The 24,407-nt window shown below is 63.2% G+C and carries 17 protein-coding genes; 14 read left to right on the top strand and 3 right to left on the bottom strand.

The window, feature by feature from the left end:
* Positions 1-49 precede the first annotated feature (49 nt).
* The 4 genes from smc to def all read left to right on the top strand — a co-directional run bounded on the left by smc (position 50) and on the right by def (position 7,701).
* Positions 50-3,568 (top strand): chromosome segregation protein SMC, encoded by a 3,519-nt coding sequence (smc, locus tag M0D68_RS07345; RefSeq protein ID WP_200652044.1) that lies wholly within the window; start codon positions 50-52, stop codon positions 3,566-3,568.
* Positions 3,569-3,685: 117 nt separating this feature from the next.
* A complete protein-coding gene (locus tag M0D68_RS07350) occupies positions 3,686-4,930 on the top strand; it encodes a cell division protein ZipA C-terminal FtsZ-binding domain-containing protein (RefSeq protein ID WP_266211517.1) in 1,245 nt (414 codons plus the stop codon).
* Positions 4,931-5,104: 174 nt separating this feature from the next.
* Positions 5,105-7,171 (top strand): NAD-dependent DNA ligase LigA, encoded by a 2,067-nt coding sequence (ligA, locus tag M0D68_RS07355; protein ID WP_266224094.1) that lies wholly within the window; start codon positions 5,105-5,107, stop codon positions 7,169-7,171.
* The gene (def, locus tag M0D68_RS07360; RefSeq protein ID WP_093633338.1) at positions 7,168-7,701 is read left to right on the top strand and encodes a peptide deformylase; all 534 of its coding nucleotides are present in this window, start codon (positions 7,168-7,170) and stop codon (positions 7,699-7,701) included. Before ligA ends, def begins: the two co-directional genes overlap by 4 nt.
* A 102-nt stretch (positions 7,702-7,803) precedes the next feature.
* Here the strand turns inward: def and M0D68_RS07365 are convergent, their stop codons facing one another.
* From M0D68_RS07365 to map, 3 genes are read right to left on the bottom strand one after another with little or no spacing between them, the layout of a single operon-like run.
* Entirely contained in the window at positions 7,804-9,852 is a 2,049-nt protein-coding gene (locus M0D68_RS07365) for a pseudouridine synthase (protein ID WP_266224095.1), read from the bottom strand.
* Between the two features lie 6 nt (positions 9,853-9,858).
* Complete coding sequence (locus M0D68_RS07370; RefSeq protein ID WP_093633336.1) at positions 9,859-12,438, bottom strand: [protein-PII] uridylyltransferase; 2,580 nt, start codon at positions 12,436-12,438, stop codon at positions 9,859-9,861.
* A 31-nt stretch (positions 12,439-12,469) separates the two neighbouring features.
* The gene (map, locus tag M0D68_RS07375) at positions 12,470-13,279 is read right to left on the bottom strand and encodes a type I methionyl aminopeptidase (RefSeq protein WP_200617953.1); all 810 of its coding nucleotides are present in this window, start codon (positions 13,277-13,279) and stop codon (positions 12,470-12,472) included.
* Between the two features lie 400 nt (positions 13,280-13,679).
* Here map and rpsB point away from each other — a divergent pair, with 400 nt between their 5' ends.
* From rpsB to M0D68_RS07425, 10 genes are all read left to right on the top strand, one after another.
* Complete coding sequence (gene rpsB, locus M0D68_RS07380; protein ID WP_054035183.1) at positions 13,680-14,432, top strand: 30S ribosomal protein S2; 753 nt, start codon at positions 13,680-13,682, stop codon at positions 14,430-14,432.
* Positions 14,433-14,622: 190 nt separating this feature from the next.
* Positions 14,623-15,504 (top strand): translation elongation factor Ts, encoded by an 882-nt coding sequence (gene tsf / locus M0D68_RS07385; RefSeq protein WP_028199372.1) that lies wholly within the window; start codon positions 14,623-14,625, stop codon positions 15,502-15,504.
* A gap of 217 nt (positions 15,505-15,721) precedes the next feature.
* On the top strand, positions 15,722-16,435 hold the full coding sequence (gene pyrH, locus M0D68_RS07390) for a UMP kinase (protein ID WP_011488865.1): 714 nt from the start codon (positions 15,722-15,724) through the stop codon (positions 16,433-16,435).
* Positions 16,436-16,535: 100 nt separating this feature from the next.
* Positions 16,536-17,096 (top strand): ribosome recycling factor, encoded by a 561-nt coding sequence (gene frr, locus M0D68_RS07395; protein WP_054035184.1) that lies wholly within the window; start codon positions 16,536-16,538, stop codon positions 17,094-17,096.
* Positions 17,097-17,160: 64 nt separating this feature from the next.
* The gene (gene uppS / locus M0D68_RS07400; RefSeq protein WP_028199369.1) at positions 17,161-17,943 is read left to right on the top strand and encodes a polyprenyl diphosphate synthase; all 783 of its coding nucleotides are present in this window, start codon (positions 17,161-17,163) and stop codon (positions 17,941-17,943) included.
* Complete coding sequence (locus M0D68_RS07405) at positions 17,937-18,758, top strand: CDP-archaeol synthase (protein ID WP_200617956.1); 822 nt, start codon at positions 17,937-17,939, stop codon at positions 18,756-18,758. The genes uppS and M0D68_RS07405 overlap by 7 nt, the downstream gene beginning before the upstream one ends.
* 10 nt (positions 18,759-18,768) lie before the next feature.
* The gene (locus tag M0D68_RS07410; RefSeq protein ID WP_200617957.1) at positions 18,769-19,974 is read left to right on the top strand and encodes a 1-deoxy-D-xylulose-5-phosphate reductoisomerase; all 1,206 of its coding nucleotides are present in this window, start codon (positions 18,769-18,771) and stop codon (positions 19,972-19,974) included.
* A 7-nt stretch (positions 19,975-19,981) separates the two neighbouring features.
* Positions 19,982-21,367, top strand: coding sequence for an RIP metalloprotease RseP (gene rseP, locus M0D68_RS07415; protein WP_200617960.1), 1,386 nt, complete (start codon positions 19,982-19,984; stop codon positions 21,365-21,367).
* A gap of 67 nt (positions 21,368-21,434) precedes the next feature.
* On the top strand, positions 21,435-23,747 hold the full coding sequence (gene bamA, locus M0D68_RS07420) for an outer membrane protein assembly factor BamA (protein ID WP_266224096.1): 2,313 nt from the start codon (positions 21,435-21,437) through the stop codon (positions 23,745-23,747).
* A gap of 74 nt (positions 23,748-23,821) precedes the next feature.
* Positions 23,822-24,358: an OmpH family outer membrane protein gene (locus M0D68_RS07425; protein WP_171925998.1), complete on the top strand. Its 537-nt coding sequence runs from the start codon at positions 23,822-23,824 to the stop codon at positions 24,356-24,358.
* Positions 24,359-24,407 lie beyond the last annotated feature (49 nt).

Raw genomic sequence — 24,407 nt, forward strand, 5'->3', positions numbered from 1 at the left:
GCCTTCACGAGCCACCTTTTATTTTCCCTTTTCAAACAGCGAAATCGCCGTGCGTCTGACCTCGATCAAACTCGCTGGCTTCAAGTCATTCGTCGATCCCACGCATTTCCAGGTCCCGGGCCAGCTTGTCGGCGTGGTCGGACCCAATGGGTGCGGCAAGTCCAACATCATCGACGCCGTGCGCTGGGTGCTCGGCGAATCGCGCGCTTCCGAGCTGCGCGGCGAGTCGATGCAGGACGTGATCTTCAATGGCTCGACCGCGCGCAAGCCGGGTAGCCGCGCCAGCGTCGAACTCGTGTTCGACAACGCCGACGGCCGCGCCGCCGGGCAGTGGGGGCAGTATGCCGAAATCGCCGTCAAGCGCGTGCTGACGCGCGACGGCACTTCGAGCTACTACATCAACAACCTGCCGGCGCGTCGCCGCGACATCCAGGACATCTTTCTCGGCACCGGCCTCGGGCCGCGTGCGTACGCGATCATCGGGCAGGGCATGATCGCGCGCCTGATCGAGGCGAAGCCGGAAGAGCTGCGGGTGTTCCTTGAAGAAGCCGCGGGCGTGTCGAAGTACAAGGAACGCCGCCGCGAGACGGAGAACCGTCTGCACGACACGCGCGAGAATCTGATCCGCGTCGAAGACATCGTCCGCGAACTCAGTGCCAACCTCGAGAAGCTCGAGGCGCAGGCAATCGTCGCGACCAAGTACAAGGATTTGCAGGCCGACGGCGAAGAGAAGCAGCGTCTGTTGTGGCTGCTGCGCAAGAACGAAGCCGGCGGCGAGCAGGAACGCCAGCAACGCGCGATCGAACAGGCGCAGATCGACCTCGAAGCGCAAACCGCGAAGCTGCGTGAAGTCGAAGCGCAACTCGAAACGCTGCGCGTCGCGCATTACTCCGCCAGCGACGCGATGCAGGGCGCGCAAGGCGCGTTGTACGAGGCGAATGCCGAAGTCAGCCGCCTCGAGGCTGAGATCAAGTTCATCGTCGAATCGCGTAACCGCACGCAGGCGCAGATTGCCGCGTTGACCGCGCAGCGCGAGCAGTGGCAGTCGCAGGCGCAGAAGGCGCAAGACGATCTGGCCGACGCTGAAGAACAACTGGCCGTCGCCGACGAAAAGGCCGCGCTGGCTGAAGACGAGGCCGCCGCCAAGCATGATGCGATGCCGGCGCTCGAAGCGCGCTGGCGCGATGCGCAGACCGAACTGAACGCCGAGCGCGGCGGTATCGCGCAGACCGAACAGGCACTCAAGCTCGAAGCCGCGCATCAGCGCAATGCCGATCAGCAATTGCAGCAGTTGCAGCAGCGTCACGAACGGCTGAAATCGGAAGCGGGCGGTCTGGATGCCCCTGACGAAGCGCAGCTCGAAGACATGCGCGCGCAGCTCGCCGAGCACGAAGAAATCCTGCACGACGCGCAGGCCCGTCTTGCCGACGCGCAGGAAACGCTGCCGCGTCTCGACGGCGAACGGCGCGCTGCGCAGGAACGCGTGCAGTCGGAAAGCGCACAGATTCATCAGCTCGACGCACGCCTTGCCGCGCTCAAGCAACTGCAGGAAAACGTCCAGACCGAAGGCAAGATCCAGCCGTGGCTCGAAAAGCACGAGCTGAGCGGCTTGCCGCGCCTTTGGAAAAAGCTGCACGTCGAAGCCGGTTGGGAAGCCGCGCTCGAAGCGGTGCTGCGTGAGCGGCTCGCCGCCCTCGAAGTGTCGAACCTCGACTGGGTCAAGGCGTTCGCCACCGACGCGCCGCCCGCCAAGCTCGCGTTCTACGCGCCGCCCGCGGCTGGTCAGCCGGCTGCTGCGCCGGCGGGATTGCGTCCGTTGCTGTCGCTGGTCCGTATCGACGACGCAGGCATTCGCGCCGTGCTGAATGACTGGCTCGGCCTCTCCTTCGTCGCTGACGATCTGCAACAGGCGCTCGCCATGCGCGCGCAATTGCCGGAAGGCGGCTCGTTCGTCGTCAAGGCCGGCCACGTCGTGACGCGCGTCGGCGTCCAACTGTATGCCGCCGATTCCGAACAGGCCGGCATGCTGGCCCGCCAGCAGGAAATCGAAAACCTGGGCCGTCAGGTGCGCGCGCAGGCTTTGCTCGCCGATGAGGCGAAGGCCGCCGCAATCCGCGCTGAAGCCGCACACACGCAAGCCGCGCAAGCGTTGACCGATGTGCGTCAACAGTCGGAGCGCGCAACCCAACGCGTGCACGCCTTGCAGATGGACGTGCTCAAGCTTGCGCAAGCGCATGAGCGTTACACGCAGCGCAGCACGCAAATCCGCGAAGAGCTCGAAGAAATCACCGCGCAGATCGAAGAGCAGCGCGCTTTGCGTGGCGAATCGGAAGCGAACTTCGAGCGTCACGATTCCGAACTCGCCGAATTGCAGGCGCGTTTCGAAGATCACCAGATGGCCTTCGAAGCGCTCGACGAATCGCTTACCGCCGCGCGCGCCCAATCGCGCGATCTCGATCGGGCCGCCACCGACGCGCGCTTCGCGGCGCGCAACATGGCGAACCGCATCGACGAATTGAAGCGCAGCATCCAGGTCTCGCACGAGCAGAGTGAGCGCGTCGCTGCGTCGCTGGAAGATGCGCGCGCCGAACTGGAAACGATCAACGAGCAAACCGCGCATACCGGTTTGCAGGACGCGCTCGATATCCGCGCGGTCAAGGAAGAAGCGCTGCACGCCACGCGTCTGGAGCTGGACGACCTGACGGCCAAGCTGCGTGCCGCCGACGAAACCCGTCTGAGCGCCGAGCGTGCGCTACAACCGCTGCGTGACCGCATCAACGAATTGCAGTTGAAGGAACAGGCCGCGCGCCTGAACGGCGAGCAGTTCATCGAGCAACTGGCGGCAGCCGGCGTCGATGAAGCGGAGTTGCAGGCCAAGCTCACGCCGGACATGAAGCCGTCCTACCTGCAAGGCGAAGTCACGCGGATCAACAACGCCATCACCGCGCTTGGGCCGGTCAATATGGCCGCGCTGGACGAACTGAAGGCCGCGACCGAGCGCAAGACGTTCCTCGATTCGCAATCGGCCGACCTGAACAACGCGATCGAAACGCTCGAAGACGCGATCCGCAAGATCGACGGCGAAACGCGCACCTTGCTGCAAGGCACATTCGACGAAGTGAACCGTCATTTCGGCGAGCTGTTCCCGCGTCTCTTCGGCGGTGGCCAGGCCAAGCTGATCATGACCGGCGACGAGATTCTCGACGCCGGCGTGCAGGTGATGGCGCAGCCGCCGGGCAAGAAGAATTCGACGATTCACCTGCTGTCGGGCGGCGAGAAGGCCCTGACCGCTACCGCACTGGTGTTCGCGATGTTCCAGCTGAATCCCGCGCCGTTCTGTCTGCTCGACGAAGTGGACGCGCCGCTCGACGACGCCAACACCGAACGCTTCGCGAACCTCGTGCGCGCAATGTCGGACAAGACGCAGTTCCTGTTCATTTCGCACAACAAGATCGCGATGGAAATGGCGCAGCAACTGATCGGCGTGACCATGCAGGAACAGGGCGTATCGCGGATCGTCGCGGTCGACATGGAAACGGCGGCTGGTTTCGCCCAGAATATCGTTTGAGTTTTCGTTTAGGTTGATCATCGCGGGCGCCCGCGTTCAGCGCAGCGGCCATCGGCCGCGCGACACGTGGGGCGGGCGCAAAGCCGCGCAGACAGAAGAATTGCTGATGGAGCATGCATGGACGAGTTGACACTCGGTTTGATCGGCGCGGGTGCCGTGGTGGTCGGGGGCGTGGTCGTGTACAACGCATGGCAAGGCGCGAAGGTGCGCCGCAAGATGCCGCGTCCAATGCCGGCCGATACCGCCGAAAGTTTCGCGCGGGACGATCAGGAGGAGCAGAGCCCGTTTATCGAACCGGCCCGGCCGACCACGCGGCGCGAGCCGGTAGTGGGTTCGGAGCAGGCGGCGGAAACCTCGGCGGCGCGCGTCGAACCGACTTTTGGCGCGACCGCCCCGCCGCTCGATACGCCGGCCGATATTCAGGCCGAGACGACTACGCCGAATGGCTATCCAGAAGCGGAAGGCATTGCTGAAGCCGAAAGCGGCCATGCCGCGACGGCCGATGAGCCGATCCTGCCCGCTGCCACGACGATTTCGTCGGCGCCGCCGGCTATCGTCGATCGCCGCATCGACTGCATCGTGCCGATTCGTTTGAACGGCCCGGTGGCCGGCGACAAGGTGATTCCGCTCGCGCAGCGTCTGCGCCGCGCCGGCAGCAAGCCGGTGCATATCGAAGGCAAGCTCGAAGGCGGCGCGTGGGAATTGCTGCAGAACGGCGCGCGCTATGAAGAGCTCCGCGCGGCCGCGCAACTGGCCAATCGGAGTGGCGCGCTCAACGAACTGGAGTTCTCCGAGTTCGTGACCGGCGTGCAGCAGTTTGCCGACGCGCTCGACGCGTCGCCGGAATTTCCCGACATGCTCGAAACGGTCGCAATGGCGCGTGAGCTCGACGGCTTCGCCGCACAGTGCGATGCGCAGCTGTCGATCAACGTGCTCTCCGACGGCGCGCCGTGGTCGGCCAATTATGTCCAGGCCGTCGCGTCGCAAGACGGCTTGCTGCTCTCGCGCGACGGCACGCGCTTCGTCAAGCTCGACGCGAAGCAGAGCCCGGTCTTCATGCTGCAATTCGGCGACACCAATTTCCTGCGCGACGACCTGACCTACAAGGGCGGCCAGATGATCACGCTGGTGCTGGATGTGCCGGTCGCGGACGAAGACATCCTGCCGTTCCGCCTGATGTGCGACTACGCGAAATCGTTGGCTGAGCGTATTGGCGGCCGGGTGGTCGACGACGGACGCCGGCCGCTGCCGGAAACCGCGCTGCTGGCGATCGAAAAGCAGTTGATGACGCTTTACGCGAAGCTCGAACAGGCGGGTATTCCGGCGGGTTCGCCGGCCACGCGACGTCTGTTCAGCCAGTAAGGGCTTCGCAATCGCGCAGTATTCGACGGCCGCACAGTGTGCGGCCGTTGGCGTTTGGGGCGGCGTCTGGGGCGGAATAACGAACGCACGAAACTGGCCATTCGGCCGATGTAAAGGGGCACGCTTCCTGCGATAATCCAATGTCTGAATTCCTTTGAAGAAGCTTCCGACAGCATGGCCCGAACCCCCGTCTCCAACCCTGCAACCAGCGCGCCTGCCGAGCGGGCCGCGTGGCTGCGCGCGGAACTCGAACGCGCCAATTACGCGTACTACGTGCTCGACCAGCCCGACCTGCCGGACGCGGAGTACGACAAGCTGTTCAAGGAGCTGGAGCGAATCGAGGCGGAGCATCCGGACCTGATCGTGCCGGATTCACCCACTCAGCGCGTGGGCGGCGAGGCGTCGAGCGGCTTCGAGCCGGTCGTGCACGATCAGCCCATGCTCTCGCTGAACAATGGTTTTGCCGACGAAGACATCATCGCGTTCGACAAGCGGGTCGGCGACGCGCTCGGCAAGAACGCGAGCGAACCGCCGGTGCCGGTGGAATACGCTGCTGAACTGAAGTTCGACGGCCTTGCCATCTCGCTGCGTTACGTCGACGGCACGTTCGTCCAGGCGTCCACGCGCGGCGACGGCGCCACCGGCGAGAACGTCACCGAAAACGTCCGCACGATCCGTTCCATTCCGCTCAAGCTCAAGGGCAAGCGCGTGCCGCAGGTGCTCGATGTGCGCGGTGAAGTGCTCATGTTCAAGCGCGATTTTGAGCGCCTGAACGAGCGCCAGCGGGCCGCTGAGCAAAAGGAATTCGCTAATCCGCGTAACGCTGCGGCGGGCAGTTTGCGGCAGCTCGATTCGAAGATTACTGCGCAACGGCCGCTGTCGTTCTTCGCTTATGGAATCGGTGTGGTCGAAGGCATCGAAATGCCGGCCACGCATAGCGAACTGCTGGACTGGTACAAGGAACTCGGCTTGCCGGTGAATGGCGAGCGCGCGGTGGTGCAGGGCGCCGAAGGCTTGCTGGGGTTCTTTCACGCGGTGGGCGAAAAGCGCGATACGCTGCCTTACGATATCGACGGCGTCGTCTACAAGGTCAACCGGCGCGATGAGCAGGACGCGCTCGGCTTTGTCTCGCGCGCGCCGCGTTTCGCTCTGGCGCACAAATTCCCGGCGCAGGAAGCGCTGACCAAACTCCTGGCCATCGACGTGCAGGTGGGCCGCACCGGTGCGATTACGCCGGTTGCGCGGCTGGAGCCGGTGTTCGTCGGCGGCGCCACGGTCACGAACGCAACGTTGCACAACGAAGACGAAGTGCGTCGGAAGGATATTCGCATCGGCGACACGGTGATCGTGCGGCGCGCGGGCGACGTGATTCCCGAAGTGGTGAGCGCGTTGCTCGACCGCCGCCCGGACGACGCCCGCGAGTTCGTCATGCCTACGCAGTGCCCGGTGTGTGGCTCGAGCATCGAACGGCTGCCGGACGAGGCGATTGCGCGCTGCACGGGCGGCCTGTTCTGCCCGGCACAGCGCAAGCAGGCGCTGTGGCACTTCGCGCAGCGGCGAGCGCTGGATATCGACGGGCTCGGCGAAAAGATCATCGATCAGCTCGTCGAGCAGAATCTGGTGCGCACGCCGGCCGATCTGTTCAACGTCGGCTTTGCTACGCTTGCTGAACTCGATCGCTTCGCTGAAAAGTCCGCGCAGAATCTGCTCGACTCGCTGGAAAAGGCCAAGCACACCACGCTGGCGCGCTTTATTTACGCGCTCGGTATCCGGCATGTGGGTGAATCGACAGCGAAAGATCTCGCCAAGCATTTCGGCTCGCTGAATCCGATCATGGACGCCTCGGTCGAAGAATTGCTGGAGGTGAACGACGTGGGCCCTGTGGTGGCCGAGTCGCTTCATCAGTTTTTTGCCGAAGAACACAACCGCACGGTGATCGAGCAACTCCGCGCACCGGGCAAGGTCACCTGGCCGGAAGGACCGCCCGCACCAAAGGCGCCGCAAGGCGTGCTGGCCGGCAAGACGGTCGTCCTGACCGGCACCTTGCCGACGCTCGCCCGTGAAGAGGCGAAAGAAATGCTCGAAGCGGCCGGTGCGAAAGTGGCCGGTTCGGTGTCGAAGAAAACGGACTACGTGGTGGCGGGGGCCGAAGCGGGCAGCAAGTTGGCGAAAGCCGAGGAACTCGGCGTTCCCGTACTCGACGAAGATGGTATGCGTAAGCTCCTGGAGGGGCAGTTATGATCCGCGAAATTCTCAAGATGGGCGATCCGCGCCTTTTGCAAATTGCCGACCCGGTCGACCACTTCGACACCCCCGAGTTGCATGAACTCATCAAAGACATGTTCGAGACCATGCACGACGCGAACGGCGCGGGGCTCGCCGCGCCGCAGATCGGCGTCAATCTGCAGGTGGTGATCTTTGGTTTTGGGCACAACGAACGCTATCCGGATGCGCCGCCGGTGCCGGAGACGGTGCTGATCAACCCGACCATCACGCCGGTGTCGCAGGATATGGAAGAGGGCTGGGAAGGTTGCCTGTCCGTGCCGGGCCTGCGCGGCGCCGTGAGCCGGTTTTCGATGATCAAGTATCACGGCTTCGATCAATACGGCAAGCCGATCGACCGCGTCGCCGAGGGCTTTCACGCGCGTGTCGTGCAGCATGAGTGCGATCACCTGATCGGCAAGCTATACCCCATGCGGATCAACGATTTCGCGAAGTTCGGTTTCACGGAAGTTCTGTTTCCGGATATGGATCCGAATAGCGACGACTGAGGCTGCGGTGTTCTGCGCGCGTGCGTTGCAGGCATAAAAAAACCCACGTTTTCACGTGGGTTTTTTGTTGGGCGAACGTATCTGAGCGTCAAGCTCCCCGCATCAGAACGACTCGTCCGCCGACAGATAGCGCCATTGACCCGGCGGCAGTGCGCCCAGCATGACCTGACCCATCCGCACGCGCTTCAGGCCGATTACTTCGAGGCCGACCAGCTCGCACATCCGGCGGATCTGGCGTTTCTTGCCTTCGCGCAGCACGAAGCGCAGTTGCTCGCCGTTTTGCCAATTGACCTGGGCGGGTTTCAGCGGCACGTCGTCGAGCGAGAGGCCGTGGCACAGGAGCGCGAGGCTTTCCGGCGGGAAGTGGCTTTCGACGTCGGTGGTGTGCTCGCCGAACGACACGCGCACCAGATACTCCTTGTCGATCTCCGAATGGCCGCCAATCAGCTGCTTGGCAATGCGGCCGTCCTGAGTCAACACCAGTAAGCCCGTCGAATCGATGTCGAGGCGGCCTGCCGGCGCGAGTTGGCGCAGATGCGAGACCGAGAAGCGGATGTCGGAAGTGTCGCCATCCCAGCGATTTTCCGGCGTGACCAGCGTGATCGCCGGTTGATAGCCGTCTTCCGCCTGGCCCGATACGAGGCCCACGGGCTTGTGGATCAAGACCGTCACCTGGCTCGCTTGCGCGGCTTCGGCGGCGGGGTCGATCTCGATGCGTTGATCCGGGCGAACCTTGGTGCCGAGCGTGTCGATCCGCTCGCCGTCGACCAGCACCCAGCCTTTTTCGATCCACTCGTCGGCTTCACGGCGCGAGCACAGGCCGAGTTCCGACATCAGCTTGGACAGGCGCAGCGTTCCCGGTGCGTCTTCGTAGTCGCGGCGCGGCGTGCGCGGAGCGGCATCGGTGTCATCGTCGCGTTCGGCTCTGGCTGCGGGCGCTGGGCCACGCGGCTTGTCGGCACGGGCGGGGCGGTTGTCGTCGCCGAAGCGGCGGCCGGCAGCCGGCAGCGCCTTGTCGAAGCTGCGAGCAGGGCGCTCGCCCCGCTCGCTACGTTCGTTACGTTCGTTACGTTCGTTACGTTCGCCGGCACGCGGCGGACGATCGCCGAATTCACGTTTGGCCGGGGCGCGTTCGCCACGGTCGTCACGCGGTGCGCGAGCCGGACGGTCCGTGCGGTCACGGTAGCCGCTTTTGACGGGCTTCGCGAAAGTGCGCTCGCCACGCTCGCCTTCAAAACGGCGCGGTGCTGCGCTGTCGCTGCGCGGACCGCGCTCGCCGCTGCCGCGCCCCTGCGGGGCGCCACGGTCGCCGCCGAAGCGGGGCCGATCCGAGGCGTCACGCGCCGGACGCTCGCCACGCGGGCCACCTTCCGACGGACGGCCTGCACCCGGGCGCGGACCGCTGAACGAGCGGCGTTCGCCTTCGTCGCGGCGCGGGGCACGGTTGCCTTCGAAACTGCGCGGTGCGCGTTCGCTGCGATCGGTGTTGCCTTCGAAGCGGCGGGGCGCGCGTTCGCCGCGATCGCCGGCACCTTCGAACCGGCGCGGAGCACCTTGAGGGCGTTCGCCGTCAGCACGGCGCGGAGCGCGTTCGCTACGATCACCGCCACCTTCAAACTTACGGGGCGCACGAGCGCCCTCATCCCGACGCGGTGCACGATCGCCGCCACCTTCAAATCGACGCGGAGCGCCTTGGCTGCGTTCGCCACCATCACGGCGCGGCGCACGTTCGCTACGATCGCCACCACCTTCAAACCGGCGCGGCGCACGCTCACCATCGTCCCGACGCGGAGCGCGATCACTACTGCCCTCGAAACGACGCGGCGCACCGCCGGCCCCTTCGCGCCGCGGCGGACGATCCGACGGCGCCCGGCGCGCAGCGCCGGCACCACCCGCATCCCGCTCGCGGGAAAACGATCCTTCAGCCCGTGGCGCACGCGCGCCGGCGCCTGCCGGCTTACCTGCATCCGCCGGCCGCTTGCCACCACCCGCTGCGCCTTCGCCCCGCGCCCCGTTGAACCCTGCCGTCGGCGTAGACGGCCGTGGCCCGGTCGGACGCGTCGGCTTACGCGCCGAGTTGCTTCCGGTACGGACAGGGGCGCGTTCGGACGAAGCCGGCCGCGGGTGCTTGGCTGTTAATTTGACTCGCATGAAATCTCACACTGCAATCGCGCGCAGCAGTTCGGTCTCGACCTGAATTTGCAGGCGGTTGTCCGACAGACCGTGTCCATCCAGCAGGAACACGTCTTCGACACGTTCGCCGAGCGTATTGATCCGCGCCGACGCAACGCCGACCCGGTGCTCGGCCAGCACGCGCGCGATTGAATAAAGAAGGCCTGGCCGGTCGTTCGCAGACACGGACAGGATGTAATATTGGCCGCGCTCGTCGGCCCGAAGATCGACGCGCGGCGTCACAGGGAAGGTCCGCGACAGCCGTGACAACCGGCCTTTCGACGGTCCCGGAAGCAGGGTGCCGTCACCGGCGAGGCGTGCGGTCAGTTCCTGTTCGACCAGATTGGCAATATCGCGATAATGCACGTCTTCTTCGGTGTGCGCGACGAGGAAATTATCGAGCGCGTACCCGTGGCGGGTCGTGCTGACCCGCGCATCGAGCACCGACAAGCCATTGCGGTCGAAATACGCACAAATGCCGGCGAACAGATCGGGCTGGTCTTTCACATACACCAGCACCTGAAGCGCTTCGCCGATCGGCGAAGGACGCGCCCGTACGATCGGCGTCGCGGTTTCGACGTGCCGGTACAGCACACGGGTCTGCCACGCGATATCCGCGGCGTCGTGGCGCAGGAAGTAGCCGATATCCAGCTTGTCCCACAGCGCCTTTTGCGCGCCTTCCGGCACGGTTTCGAGGCGCAGCAGGGCAAGCGCTTCTTCCTGGCGCGATTTCAGTTCCGAATGCGCGTCTGGCCGGGCGCCGCCAAGCACCGCCAGGGTTGCGCGGTAGAGGTCCTCGAGCAGCTTGCCTTTCCACGTGTTCCAGACTTTCGGGCTGGTGCCGCGAATGTCGGCCACGGTCAGCAGGTAAAGCGCGGTGAGCCAGCGCTCGTTGCCGACCAGTTCGGCAAAGCGCTTGATGACTTCGGGGTCGCTCGTATCCTGCTTCTGCGCGACCTGGCTCATGGTCAGATGCTGCTGCACCAGCCAGACGACCAGTTCGCCGTCCTCGCCCTCGATGCCATGGTTGCGGCAGAAGCGCCGCGCATCGGCCATGCCGAGCGTGGAATGGTCGCCGCCGCGGCCCTTGGCGATGTCGTGAAACAGCGCCGCCACGTACAGCACCCACGGCCGGTCGAAATTGGCGATCAACTGACTGCAGAACGGATATTCGTGCGCGTGCTCGGCGACCGCGAAGCGGCGCAGATTACGCAGCACCATGAGGATGTGCTGATCGACCGTATAGACGTGATACAGATCGTGCTGCATCTGCCCGACGATGCGCCGGAAGTTCAGCAGATAGCGCCCGAGCACGCTGGTCTGGTTCATCAGTCGCAGCGCGTGCGTGATGCCGGCGGGCTGCTTCAGGATGTCCATGAACAGGCGACCGTTTTCCGGATCGCGCCGCCAATGCTGGTCCATCACGTCGCGAGCGTTGTAGATCGCGCGCAGCGTGCGCGCCGACAAACCCTTCACGCCCGGCGTCTGTTCGTAGAGCAGAAAAGCTTCGAGGATCGCGTTCGGCTCGCGCTGGAAGACGTCGTCGCTGGCGATTTCCAGCATGCCCTGCTTCTCGACGAAACGGTCCGAGAGCACGCGCGTGATGCCGCTCGTGTTCGGGAAGAGCTGCGCTTCGATGTTCTGGATCAGGATCGTGGCCAGCTGCGTAACGGCTTTGGCGGACCAGTAATAGCGGCGCATCAACTGTTCGCTGGCGCGCTTCGTCGCCGTTGGCTTATAGCCGAAGCTTTCGGCCACCGGCGTTTGCAGGTCGAACACCAGAATGTCCTGACGACGGCCGGCGATCACATGCAAGCGGGCGCGCAGCGTTTTCAGGAAGCCTTCGTTGCGGCGCAGTTCGCGCGCTTCTCGCTCGGTGATCAGGCCGCGTGCTTCGAGCTCGCGCCAGCTGCTGCCGAAGCCAGCTGCCTGGGTAATCCACAGAATCAGCTGCAGATCGCGCAGGCCGCCTGGGCTTTCCTTGATGTTCGGCTCGAGCGCATACGGCGTGTCCTGAAATTTGGCGTGCCGCTGACGCATTTCCAGCACTTTGGCCTGGAAGAACGCGCGCGGGTCGAGCGTTTCGCGGTAGCGCTTCGCAAAGTCGTCGAAGAGCAGGGTGCTGCCTGTAATGCGCCGAGCTTCGAGCAGCGAGGTGCGCACGGTGACGTCGTTCGCGGCTTCTTCGACACACTGCACCACGCTGCGCACACTGCTGCCGAGTTCGAGTCCCAAATCCCACGCGAGGCTGATAAAACGCTCGATGCGTGCTTCCAGATGCGCGATCGGCGCGTCGGGCAGCAAGACGAGAATGTCGATGTCAGAATGCGGCGCGAGTTCGCCCCGCCCATAGCCGCCGACCGCGAGCAGGGCCAACTCGGGCGGCAACTCGCAGGTATTCCAGGCGGCGCGCAGCGACTCGTCCGTGGCGCGAGCCAGGGCGGCCATCAGCGAGTCGACGTTGGAGGCTGTCTTGAAGCGTTCCAGCAACTGGGCTTTGGCCACTTTGTAGTCCGCCTTGAGCGACGTGGCATGGGATTGGGCGACGGCTGGAACACTACTCATTGGCAGGCGGGCGGGTGGGGGCGGAAGTCGTTCAGGCCGTGGCTGCGACAACCGGCGGACGCGCGGGCGTGCCAGCCGAGACAGTCAGCACGTCGTAACCGGTTTCGGTGACGAGCACGGTGTGTTCCCACTGTGCCGACAGGCTGCGGTCCTTGGTTTTGACGGTCCACTGATCCGGCATGGTGCGGATGTCGCGCCGACCGGCGTTGATCATCGGTTCGATCGTAAAGATCATGCCGGTTTGCAGCTCGAGCCCGGTGCCGGGACGGCCGTAGTGCAGAATCTGCGGGTCTTCGTGAAACACCGTGCCGATGCCATGGCCGCAATATTCGCGCACCACGCTGTAGCCTTGCGCTTCAGCATGCTTCTGGATGGCGTAGCCGATGTCGCCGAGATGGGCGCCCGGGCGAACCTGATCGATGCCGAGCCACATGCATTCGAAGGTGGTTTGCACGAGGCGCCTGGCCATGATCGAGCCTTCGCCGACGATGAACATCCGGCTGGTGTCGCCGAAATAGCCTTCCTTGATCACCGTGACGTCGATATTCAGGGCGTCGCCGTTCTTCACCGTCTTGTCGCCCGGAATACCGTGGCAGATCACGTCGTTGACCGAAATGCAGGTGGCTTTCGGGTAAGGCGGGTAGCCGGGCGGCTGATAATTCAGCGGCGCCGGAACCGTGCCTTGCACCTGGAGCATGTATTCGTGACATAGCCGGTCGAGTTCGCCGGTCGTGATGCCGGCCGTGACGAACGGCGTGATGTAGTCGAGCACTTCGCTAGCGAGCTTGCAGGCGACGCGCATCTGCGCGATATCGTGTTCGTTTTTGAGCGTAATAGCCATGAGTCGGGCCTGAAATGCGATTTATTGCAAGATTATCGCACCATATTCCCGCTGCCGCAGGGTTTTGCCACGGTTTTGCAATATGGTGGTGGGCGTATAGGTGCAACCCGCCTGCGGCAAACGGGAGCTACCGCGCAGGTTGAGTCGGCCGATAGTCACGTGCTATAATCTTTGGCTAAGTCGATCTCTGTCTTATTTTGTTGCTCTATTGGTCACTCTGATGAGCGCAAACTGGCAGGAAAGGCGCCTCGTAGCGATAGTTGCCTGCGCTACGGGTAAGGCGGTACGAAGGCAGCAGACTCGCAAGCCGGCGCACCCAGGGTGTCCGTCGCGTTCAGCCAGAACGGCAGCGCGGCAGATACGGCAGCCGGCTTAAGACCCAACCCTCGCGGAGATTTTCATGGCAGTTACCATGCGTCAAATGCTGGAAGCCGGTGTCCACTTCGGTCACCAAACGCGCTTCTGGAACCCGAAGATGGCCCCCTTCATTTTCGGCCATCGCAACAAGATTCACATCATCAACCTCGAAAAGACGCTGCCGATGTACAACGACGCGCTGAAGTACGCGCGTCAACTGGCAGCGAATCGCGGCACGATCCTGTTCGTCGGCACGAAGCGTCAATCGCGCGACACGATCGCTGAAGAAGCACAACGCGCTGGCATGCCTTACGTCAACGCACGCTGGCTCGGCGGCATGCTGACCAACTTCAAGACGCTGAAGGTTTCGATCAAGCGCCTGAAGGACATGGAAGCATCGCTGGAAGCTGGCGAAACCGAACGCATGAGCAAGAAAGAAGCGCTCCTGTTCGAACGCGAAATGGCCAAGCTGCAAAAGTCGATCGGCGGCGTGAAAGACATGGGCGGTATTCCGGACGCGATCTTCGTGGTCGACGTCGGCTACCACAAGATTGCCGTTACCGAAGCGAACAAGCTCGGTATTCCGGTCATCGCCGTGGTCGACACGAACCACTCGCCGGAAGGCATCGACTACGTGATCCCGGGTAACGACGACGCTTCGAAGGCTGTAGCTCTGTACACGGCTGGCGTGGCTGACGCAATCGTCGAAGGCCGTGCTAACGCGGTCAACGAAGTGGTGCAAGCTGCTCGCGGTGGTGACGGCGACGAGTTCGTCGAGGTCAACTCGGAAGCGTAAAGCTGCCCCGTGTCCGGCAAAAAAGGGGGCTTTCTACAGGCCCCCTTTTTTTAAGCCGCGACAAAGTGGTGTGCTGTGAGTAGTGCTGAAACGTAGTCCGTAAAAAATACGTGCGACGTTGAAACGAATTCTTGCCGCCGGTATCGAAGTCCGGGCGGCGTGTGACAAGACGGAACTCAAGGAGCAAATGATGGCGGCAATTACCGCAAGCATGGTTGCAGAACTGCGCGCAAAGACCGACGCGCCGATGATGGAATGCAAGAAGGCGCTGACGGAAGCTGAAGGCGACATGGCGCGCGCTGAAGAGCTGCTGCGCGTGAAGCTGGGCAACAAGGCCAGCAAGGCAGCATCGCGCGTGACGGCTGAAGGCGTGGTTGCATCGTTCATCGGCGGCAACGCTGGTTCGCTCGTCGAACTGAACTGCGAAACCGACTTCGTTTCGAAGAACGACGACTTCCTGGCATTCTCGAAGACGATCGCTGAACTGGTCGCCACGCAAAACCCGGCTGACGTCGCTGCCCTGTCGGCACTGCCGCTGGACGGCTCGACGGTCGACGCAGTGCGTCTGGCGCTGGTCGGCAAGATCGGTGAAAACCTGTCGATCCGCCGTTTCGTGCGTTTCGAAACCTCGAACAAGCTGGCAGCGTACCTGCACGGCACGCGTATCGGCGTGCTGGTCGAGTACACCGGCGCGGACGAGCAGGTCGGCAAGGACGTGGCAATGCACATCGCCGCCATGAAGCCGGTCTCGCTGTCGTCGGACGACGTCCCGGCGGATCTGATCGCCAAGGAGCGCAGCATTGCTGAGCAGAAGGCTGCTGAATCGGGCAAGCCGGCTGAAATCGTCGCCAAGATGGTCGACGGCAGCGTGCAGAAGTACCTGAAGGAAGTGTCGCTGCTGAACCAGACGTTCGTTAAGAACGACAAGCAGACGATCGAACAGATGCTGAAGGCTGGCAATGCGAGCGTGCAGAAGTTCGCGCTGTTCGTGGTCGGCGAAGGCATCGAGAAGAAGCAGGACGACTTCGCAGCTGAAGTGGCCGCTCAAGTCGCTGCTGCAAAGCAACAATAAGTATCGCTTAAGCTTCAGTTAGTACTGTTGGACCCGCGGCGGAGCAAGACTTTGCCGCGGTCGGCAGCGCCGCAAGGCTGCACGCGGGTGACCCTCGCGGCGCACGCCGCTGGCGGACCCCAGGGTTCGTCAATTTGGCGACGCTTGCCCGAATCAGCATTTCACCCCTACATTAGTCCCTTGTTGTTGCCCTGTTCTGCGCGATCTGGATACCTCTATGCCCACTGCCTATAAACGCGTCCTGCTCAAACTCTCCGGTGAAGCTCTGATGGGCGACGATGCCTTCGGCATCAATCGCGCGACCATCGAACGAATGGTAGCGGACGTGGCCGAAGTGGTCCGTCTCGGAACGCAGCTGGCCGTGGTGATCGGCGGCGGTAATATTTTCCGCGGCGTCGCGGGCGGCGCGGCCGGTATGGATCGCGCCACGGCTGACTACATGGGCATGCTGGCCACCATGATGAACGCGCTGGCGCTGCAGGACGCAATGCGCCACGCCGGCATCGAAGCGCGCGTGCAATCCGCGCTGCGTATGGACCAGGTGGTCGAGCCTTACATCCGCCCGCGTGCGATTCGCCAGCTCGAAGAAGGCAAAGTCGTGATTTTCGCGGCCGGCACCGGCAACCCGTTCTTCACGACCGATACGGCCGCCGCGCTGCGCGGTTCGGAAATCGGCGCGGAGGTCGTGCTGAAAGCCACTAAGGTGGACGGCGTTTATTCGGCCGATCCCAAGAAAGACCCGAGCGCGACCCGTTACACCACGATCAGCTTCGACGAAGCCATCGGCCGTAATCTGCAGGTGATGGACGCCACGGCGTTCGCGCTGTGCCGCGACCAGAAGCTGCCGATCCGGGTGTTTTCGATCGTCAAGCCGGGTGCGCTCAAGCGCATCGTACAAGGCGAGGACGAGGGCACCCTCGTCCACGTGTAAACTCTCGTTCACATAACGTGGGCTTTAACGCGAGCCCAGGCCGCCGCATAGTGCGCGCGCTGGCCGGCTCGCACCGTTTTGAAGGTTCGGAGGTTTAAAAATGTCTGTGGCTGATATCAGGAAGGGCGCTGAACAAAAGATGCAGCGTTCCATCGACGCGTTCAAGAACGACTTGTCGAAGATCCGCACGGGCCGTGCACACACGGGCCTGCTCGATCACATCCAGTGCGATTACTACGGTTCGCCGGTGCCGATTTCGCAGGTCGCGAATCTGACGCTGATCGACGCACGCACGATCGGCGTGCAGCCGTGGGAAAAGAAGATGGTCCAGGTCGTCGAAAAGGCGATCCGCGAGTCGGACCTCGGTCTGAACCCGGCTACGCAAGGCGACGTGATTCGCGTGCCGATGCCCGCGCTGACCGAAGAACGCCGTCGCGAACTGACCAAAGTGGTCAAGAGCGAGGCGGAAACGGCCAAGGTCGCTGTGCGTAACCTGCGCCGTGATGCAAACGAGCAACTGAAGAAGCTCGTGAAAGACAAAGAAATTTCTGAAGACGACGAGCGACGTGCAGGTGACGACGTTCAGAAACTGACGGACAAGTTCGTCACGGAAATCGACAAGCTTGTAGTGACCAAAGAAGCCGAGATCATGACGGTCTGAGGCCGGTTGGCTCAGCACCTTTAAGATCTCCACTTCTTTTTTTGCAGTCACTGTCCCGACGGCCATGACCTATACCAGCTCAACCGTGCGCGTGCCTGATGTCGCCGCGGTGCCGCGACATATCGCGATCATCATGGACGGCAACGGCCGTTGGGCGACCCAGCGCCGTCTGCCGCGCGTGGCCGGCCATACGCGCGGCGTCGACGCAGTGCGTGCGGCCGTCGAGGCCTGCGCCCGGCAGGGCGTCGAATACCTGACGCTGTTTGCCTTCAGCTCGGAAAACTGGCGCCGCCCGAATGACGAAGTGTCGTTCCTGATGCGCCTGTTCGTCACTGCGCTGGAGCGCGAGATCGGCAAGCTGCACGCGAACGGCATCCGTCTGCGCGTGGTCGGCGATCTGTCCCGATTCGATACGCGCATTCGCGACCTGATCAAGCGCGCGGAAACCAAAACCGCGCGCAATACCCGTCTCACGCTCACCATTGCCGCCAACTACGGCGGTCGCTGGGACATCATGCAGGCCACCCGCAAGCTCGCCGAACAATCGGCGCTGGCGGGCAAGGCGGTCGAGGTGAACGAAGATTCGTTCGCCGAACACCTGTCGATGGCCTATGCGCCGGAGCCGGACCTCTTTATCCGCACCGGCGGCGAGCGCCGCGTCAGCAACTTCCTGCTGTGGCAACTCGCCTACACCGAGTTCTACTTCACCGACACGTTCTGGCCGGATTTCGACGCCGACGCGCTCGGCCACGCCATCGCATCCTACGCGGAGCGTGAGCGCCGCTTTGGCCGCACCAGTGCTCAACTCGAGCCGCAATCGCAGAACGTCGATTCGCTTCCATGCTAAAAACCCGTGTCATCACGGCGATCATCCTGCTGGCGATCTTCCTGCCGGTCACGCTGTTCGCGCCGGTGGGCGCGTTTGGCGCGCTGATCGCCTTCGTCGTCGTGTTCGCCGCGTGGGAGTGGGCGCGTCTGCTGAAGCTCGGCGGCGCGGGCCCGGTCATTTACGCGCTGGTCTCTGCGGTGGCGCTGGTCGCGAGCACGCGCCTCGGCACCGGCGTCGAGGAACCCCGGCCGCTCTTTCAGGCGGCCGCTATTTTCTGGGTGATCGCGGGGCCGTACGTGCTCCTGCGCAAGCCGGCCCTCGCGCAAGGCGCCTGGCGCGCGTTTCTCTTTCTTGCCGGCATTGTGGTATTCGTCGCGTGCTGGCATGCTCTCGTCGCCGCACGCATGCAGGGCGTGGCCTTTGTGCTGTCGCTGCTCCTATTGGTATGGCTGGCCGATATCGGCGCATACTTCTCCGGAAAAGCTTTCGGAAAACACAAGCTGGCGCCTGCCATCAGCCCGGGTAAGACTTGGGAGGGCGCGATCGGCGGTTGGCTGGTGGTGATGATCGTCGCGGCGGCGGCGGTCTTTTTGCACGCGTTCGAGCCGACCCTGTATTCTGCGCTGCTGGCGCAATGGGGCGCCGTACGTACGTTGCTCGCACTGACCCTGCTGGTGGCGTTCAGCGTGGTGGGCGACCTGTTCGAATCCATGATGAAACGCCAGGCCGGAGTGAAAGATTCAAGCGGCCTGTTGCCTGGGCACGGTGGCGTACTCGACCGCATCGACGCATTGTTGCCGGTGCTGCCGCTTGCCATGCTGCTGCTCGGCTAGAGAAAGAGATATGCAAAAACGTCTGACATTGCTCGGTTCCACGGGCTCGATTGGAGACAGCACGCTCGACGTCGTCGCGCGTCATCCCGAACGCTTCTCGGTTTACGCGCTCACGGCGCATCGCAACGGCAACAAGCTCGTCGAGCAATGCCTGCGCTTTCAGCCTGAAGTCGCGGTGGTTGGCGATGCCGATACCGCTGCGCAGGTCGCGGCGAAGTTGCGTGAAGCCGGCTGCAAGACGGAAGTCACTTACGGCCCGCAAGCGCTCGTTGACGTGTCGAAGAGTGAAAGCTGCGATACGGTCGTAGCCGCGATTGTCGGCGCTGCAGGCCTCGCGCCGAGTCTCGCTGCCGCGCGCGCCGGCAAGCGCATTCTGCTCGCCAACAAGGAAGCGCTGGTGATGTCCGGCGCGATCTTCATGGACGCGGTGCGTGACAACGGCGCCGTGCTGCTGCCGGTCGACAGCGAACACAATGCCATTTTCCAATGCTTGCCGCGCGAAGCCGCACAGCATGGCGGCGTCTCGAAGATCATCCTGACCGCGTCAGGCGGCCCGTTCCGCACGCGCGAACCGGCCACGCTGGTCGACGTCACGCCGGACGAAGCCTGTAAGCATCCGAACTGGGTCATGGGCCGTAAGATTTCGGTCGACTCCGCCACGATGATGAATAAAGGCCTCGAAGTGATCGAGGCGCACTGGCTCTTCGATCTGCCGGGCGAGCGAATCGAGGTGCTGATTCACCCGCAAAGCGTGATTCACTCGATGGTGTCGTACGCTGACGGCTCGGTGCTCGCGCAATTGGGCAATCCCGACATGCGCACGCCGATCGCGCATGCGCTGGCATTTCCGGACCGCGTCGATTCGGGCGTGGCCCAACTGGATCTGCTGCAGGTCGCATCGCTGTCGTTCGAAAAACCGGATTACACGCGCTTCCCGTGTCTCGCGCTCGCCGTGAAGGCGCTGGCCGAGGGAGGCCTCGCGAGCGCGGCTCTCAACGCCGCGAACGAAGTCGCGGTGGAAGCGTTCCTGTCGCACCAGATCGGTTTCATGGCAATCGCTCAGGTCGTCGACGCCGTACTCAATGCGTTGCCGAACCGCAGCGCGCACGCGCTGGAAGACGTGATCGAAGCGGATGCGGCCGCGCGCCGCGCCGCTGCCGACTTTATCGCGCGCCTGCCTGACGGCGCCCGTCGCACGGAACGCGCCGTCCAGTGAGGCGCCTATGAACCTGCTGATCGAACTGCTTGCCTTCGCGGTGGCGATTGGCGTACTCGTGGTTGTCCACGAGTACGGGCACTACAGTGTCGCGCGCTTGTGCGGCGTCAAGGTGCTGCGTTTTTCGATCGGCTTCGGCAAGCCGCTGTTCCAATGGGTGAGCCCGAAGACGGGCACCGAATGGACGATTGCCGCGCTGCCGCTGGGCGGCTACGTGAAAATGCTCGACGAGCGCGAGACCGGCGGGGCGCCGATTCCCACTGAAGCCTTGCCGCATGCGTTTAACCGGCAGTCGGTGTGGCGCCGTTTCGCGATTGTCGCGGCCGGGCCGGTCGCGAATTTCCTGCTTGCCATCGTGCTGTTCGCCCTCGTGTTCGCCACGGGCGTGACGGAGCCGGCGGCTGTGGTGGCAGCGCCTACGCCGAATACGCCGGCCGCGCTGGCCGGTTTCGACGGTGGCGAAACGATTGTTGCCGTGCGTGCGGAAAACGCCGGCGAATCCGAGCGAGTGCGGTCGTGGTCCGACCTGCGCTGGAAACTGCTGGGCGCGGCATTCGATCACAAGCGCGTCGTGCTGAGCGCAAAAGATGCACACGGCACCTCGGATTTCCAGCTGGATCTGCGTGGCGTCACCGAGAAAGACGTCGACGACGACTTCATGTCGCGCCTTGGTTTCGAGCCGGGTGGCGGCAAGCTGACGGTCGCCGGAGTGCAGCCGGGTAGCGCGGCGCAAAAGGCAGGCCTTGCGGTGGGCGACCGTCTGCGCGCGATCAACGGTATCCCGACCGACAATGCCACAGCCTTCATCGCTTATGTAAAATCGCACGCCGGCACGCCCGTAACGCTGCAGGTAGAGCGTGGCGGGCAAGCCGCGGGCAAGCTGGAAGACGTTCGCATCGTCCCGCAGTCGCAGCGCGATGACGCGACCGGGCAGCAGATCGGCCGTATCGGCGCGGAACTCGCTACCCAGGTGCCGTCGATCGACGTGCGTTACGGGCCGGTCGAAAGCTTGCAACTGGGCGCGCGCCGTACGTGGGATCTGGCTGTTTATTCGGTGCGGATGTTCGGACGGATGATCGTCGGCGAGGCTTCGCTGAAAAATCTTTCTGGCCCCGTGACGATCGCCGATTACGCAGGAAAGAGCGCACGTCTAGGTCCATCTGCATTCCTGTCGTTCCTGGCCCTTGTCAGTATTAGCCTCGGCGTACTGAACCTGTTACCAATTCCGGTATTGGACGGGGGTCATCTGTTATATTATTTGGTTGAAGCTGTAACCGGCAAAGTTGTCTCCGATCGCTGGCAACTCGTTTTTCAGAGGGCGGGTCTCGCCTGCATCGTCGCGTTGTCGGCGATTGCGCTGTTCAACGATCTGGCTCGTTTAATCCATTTTTAAAGTGTCTGGCGGCGTTCACGATGGCGACCGCCCGACCTGATGCAGCTATACACACTGGGGAAGCACGTTGTTTAAACCTCATCGCTTTGTTCCAAAGACGGTTATAGCCGCGGCGTTTGCCGCGCATGGGCTGGTTGCTCACGCAACGACGCCCTTCGTGGTGCAAGACATCCGGATCGAGGGATTGCAACGCGTCGAACCCGGTACCGTGTTCGCGTACCTGCCTATCAAGCAAGGCGACACCTTTAGCGACGACAAGGCTTCCGAAGCCATTCGCGCGCTGTACGCCACGGGCTTCTTCAACGACGTCAAGATCGCGACGGAAGGCAATGTCGTCATCGTGCAGGTGCTGGAACGTCCGGCCATCGGCACGATCGACTTCGCCGGCATTCATGAGTTCGACAAGGAAAACCTGACCAAGGCGCTGCGCGCGGTCGGTTTGTCGCAAGGCCGTTATTACGACAAGGCACTCGTCGACAAGGCCGAGCAGGAACTGAAGCGCCAGTACCTGACGCGTGGCTACTACGCCGCCGAAGTCACCACCACGATCACGCCGATCGACCGCAATCGCGTGTCGGTGCTGTTCTCGGTGGCTGAAGGTCCGAGCGCGAAGATCCGCCAGATCAACTTCATCGGCAACAAGGCGTTCAGCACGGGTACGCTGCGCGACGAAATGCAGCTGTCCACGCCGAACTGGTTCTCGTGGTACACGAAGAACGACCTGTACGCGAAAGACAAGCTCACCGGCGACCTCGAAAACGTCCGCTCGTATTACCTGAATCGCGGCTACCTCGAGTTCAACATCGAGTCGACCCAGGTGTCGATCACGCCGGACAAGAAGGACATGTATCTGACGGTCACGCTGCACGAAGGCGAGCCGTACACGATCAACAGCATCAAGCTGGCCGGTAATCTGCTCGACCGCGAGCCGGAGCTGAACAAGCTCATCAAGATCAAACCGGGTGATCGCTTCTCGGCTGAAAAGCTGCAAGCCACGACCAAAGCGATCGTCGACAAGCTCGGCGAATACGGCTACGCGTTCGCCACGGTCAACGCGCAGCCGCAGATCGATCAGGAACACCACAAGGTCGACCTGACGCTGCAAGTGGACCCGAGCCGCCGTGTGTACGTGCGCCGCATCAACGTGGTCGGCAACACGCGCACGCGCGACGAAGTGGTGCGCCGCGAAATGCGCCAGCTCGAAAGCTCGTGGTTCGATTCGAACCGCCTCGCGCTGTCGAAAGACCGGATCAACCGTCTCGGCTACTTTACCGATGTGGACGTGACCACGGTGCCGGTGGAAGGCACGCCCGACCAGGTCGATGTGGACGTCAAGGTGGCCGAAAAGCCGACCGGCGCGATCACGCTGGGCGCTGGTTTCTCGTCGACGGACAAGGTGGTGCTCTCGGCCGGCGTATCGCAGGACAACGTGTTCGGTTCGGGTACGAGTCTCGCGGTGAATGTGAATACCGCCAAGACGTACCGTACCTTGACGGTCACGCAGGTCGACCCGTACTTCACGGTCGACGGCATCAAGCGCATTACCGACGTCTACTACCGTACGTACCAGCCGCTGTACTACTCGACGGATTCGAGCTTCAAGATCGTCACGATCGGTGGTGACCTGAAGTTTGGTATTCCGTTCTCCGAAGTCGACACGGTGTACTTCGGCGCGGGCCTCGAGCAGAACCAGCTGGACGTCGACGCGAACACGCCAGCGTCCTATAAGCAGTACGTCACCGATTTCGGACGCGTTTCGAACAACGTGCCAATTACGGTGGGCTGGTCGCGCGACGCACGAGACAGCGCGCTGGTGCCGAGCCGCGGCTACTTTACGCAGGCGAACGCCGAGTACGGCACGCCGATCGGTGGCACGCAGTACTACAAGGCCGACATCAACGCGCAGTACTATTACTCGTTTTCGCGTGGCTTTGTGCTGGGCTTCAACTTCCAGGGCGGCTACGGTAAGGGCATGGGCGGTAAGCCGTATCCGATTTTCAAGAACTACTACGCAGGTGGTATCGGTTCGGTGCGGGGATATGAGCCTAGCTCGCTGGGTCCGCGTGACGCGACGACGAACGATCCGATCGGCGGCTCAAAGCTGCTGGTGGGTAACATCGAGTTGACGTTCCCGTTGCCGGGCACCGGGTATGATCGCACGCTGCGCGTGTTTACGTTCCTTGACGCAGGTAACGTCTGGGCGGACGCAAGCAGTGCCGCTACGTCGAATGGCGCGAACGGCCTGCGTTACGGCTACGGTGTCGGTCTTGCGTGGATCTCGCCGATCGGCCCGCTCAAGCTCAGCTTGGGCTTCCCGCTCACGAAGCACACGGGCGACCAGTATCAGAAGTTCCAGTTCCAGATCGGGACGGCATTCTGATCCGGCGGAGGGCGGCCCGGGCCTTTACGGGCGGCTTCCGGCGGTGGGCCCGGCCAAACTACAGTATCGAGAGGATGACTTTGCGAACCGGTATGTTTTCGAAACGTGTGGCTTGCGCGCTGGCGCTGGCAATGACGCTGGGTGTCGGCGTAGCGGGGGTCGCGCACGCCCAGGAAGCCAGGATCGCTGCGGTGAATTCGGACCGTATCCTGCGTGAATCGGCTGCCGCGAAGGCTGCACAGGTCAAGCTCGAGGCGGAGTTCGCCAAGCGCGACAAAGACCTGGCCGACATGGCGCAGAAGCTGAAATCGATGTCCGACTCGCTCGACAAGAACGGTGCGTCGATGTCGGCTGCCGATCGCGCGCAGAAGCAGCGCGATCTGTCGCAGCTGGATACGGACTTTCAGCGCAAGCAACGTGAGTTTCGGGAAGACCTGAACCAGCGCCGCAACGAAGAACTGGCGGCGGTGCTCGACCGGGCCAACAAGGTGATCAAGCAGATCGCCGAGCAGCAGCACTACGACCTGATCGTTCAGGAAGCGGTGTACGTGAGCCCGCGCATCGACATTACCGATCAGGTGCTCAAGGCACTGGCGGCCTCGGGTAACTGAACGCACACGCCGCGCGCCGGGCACCGGCCGGGGTGCAGCGCAGGGCCGT

Origin of the sequence: Paraburkholderia sp. SEWSISQ10-3 4 (assembly GCF_030464785.1) — a bacterium.
Lineage (GTDB): Bacteria > Pseudomonadota > Gammaproteobacteria > Burkholderiales > Burkholderiaceae > Paraburkholderia > Paraburkholderia aspalathi.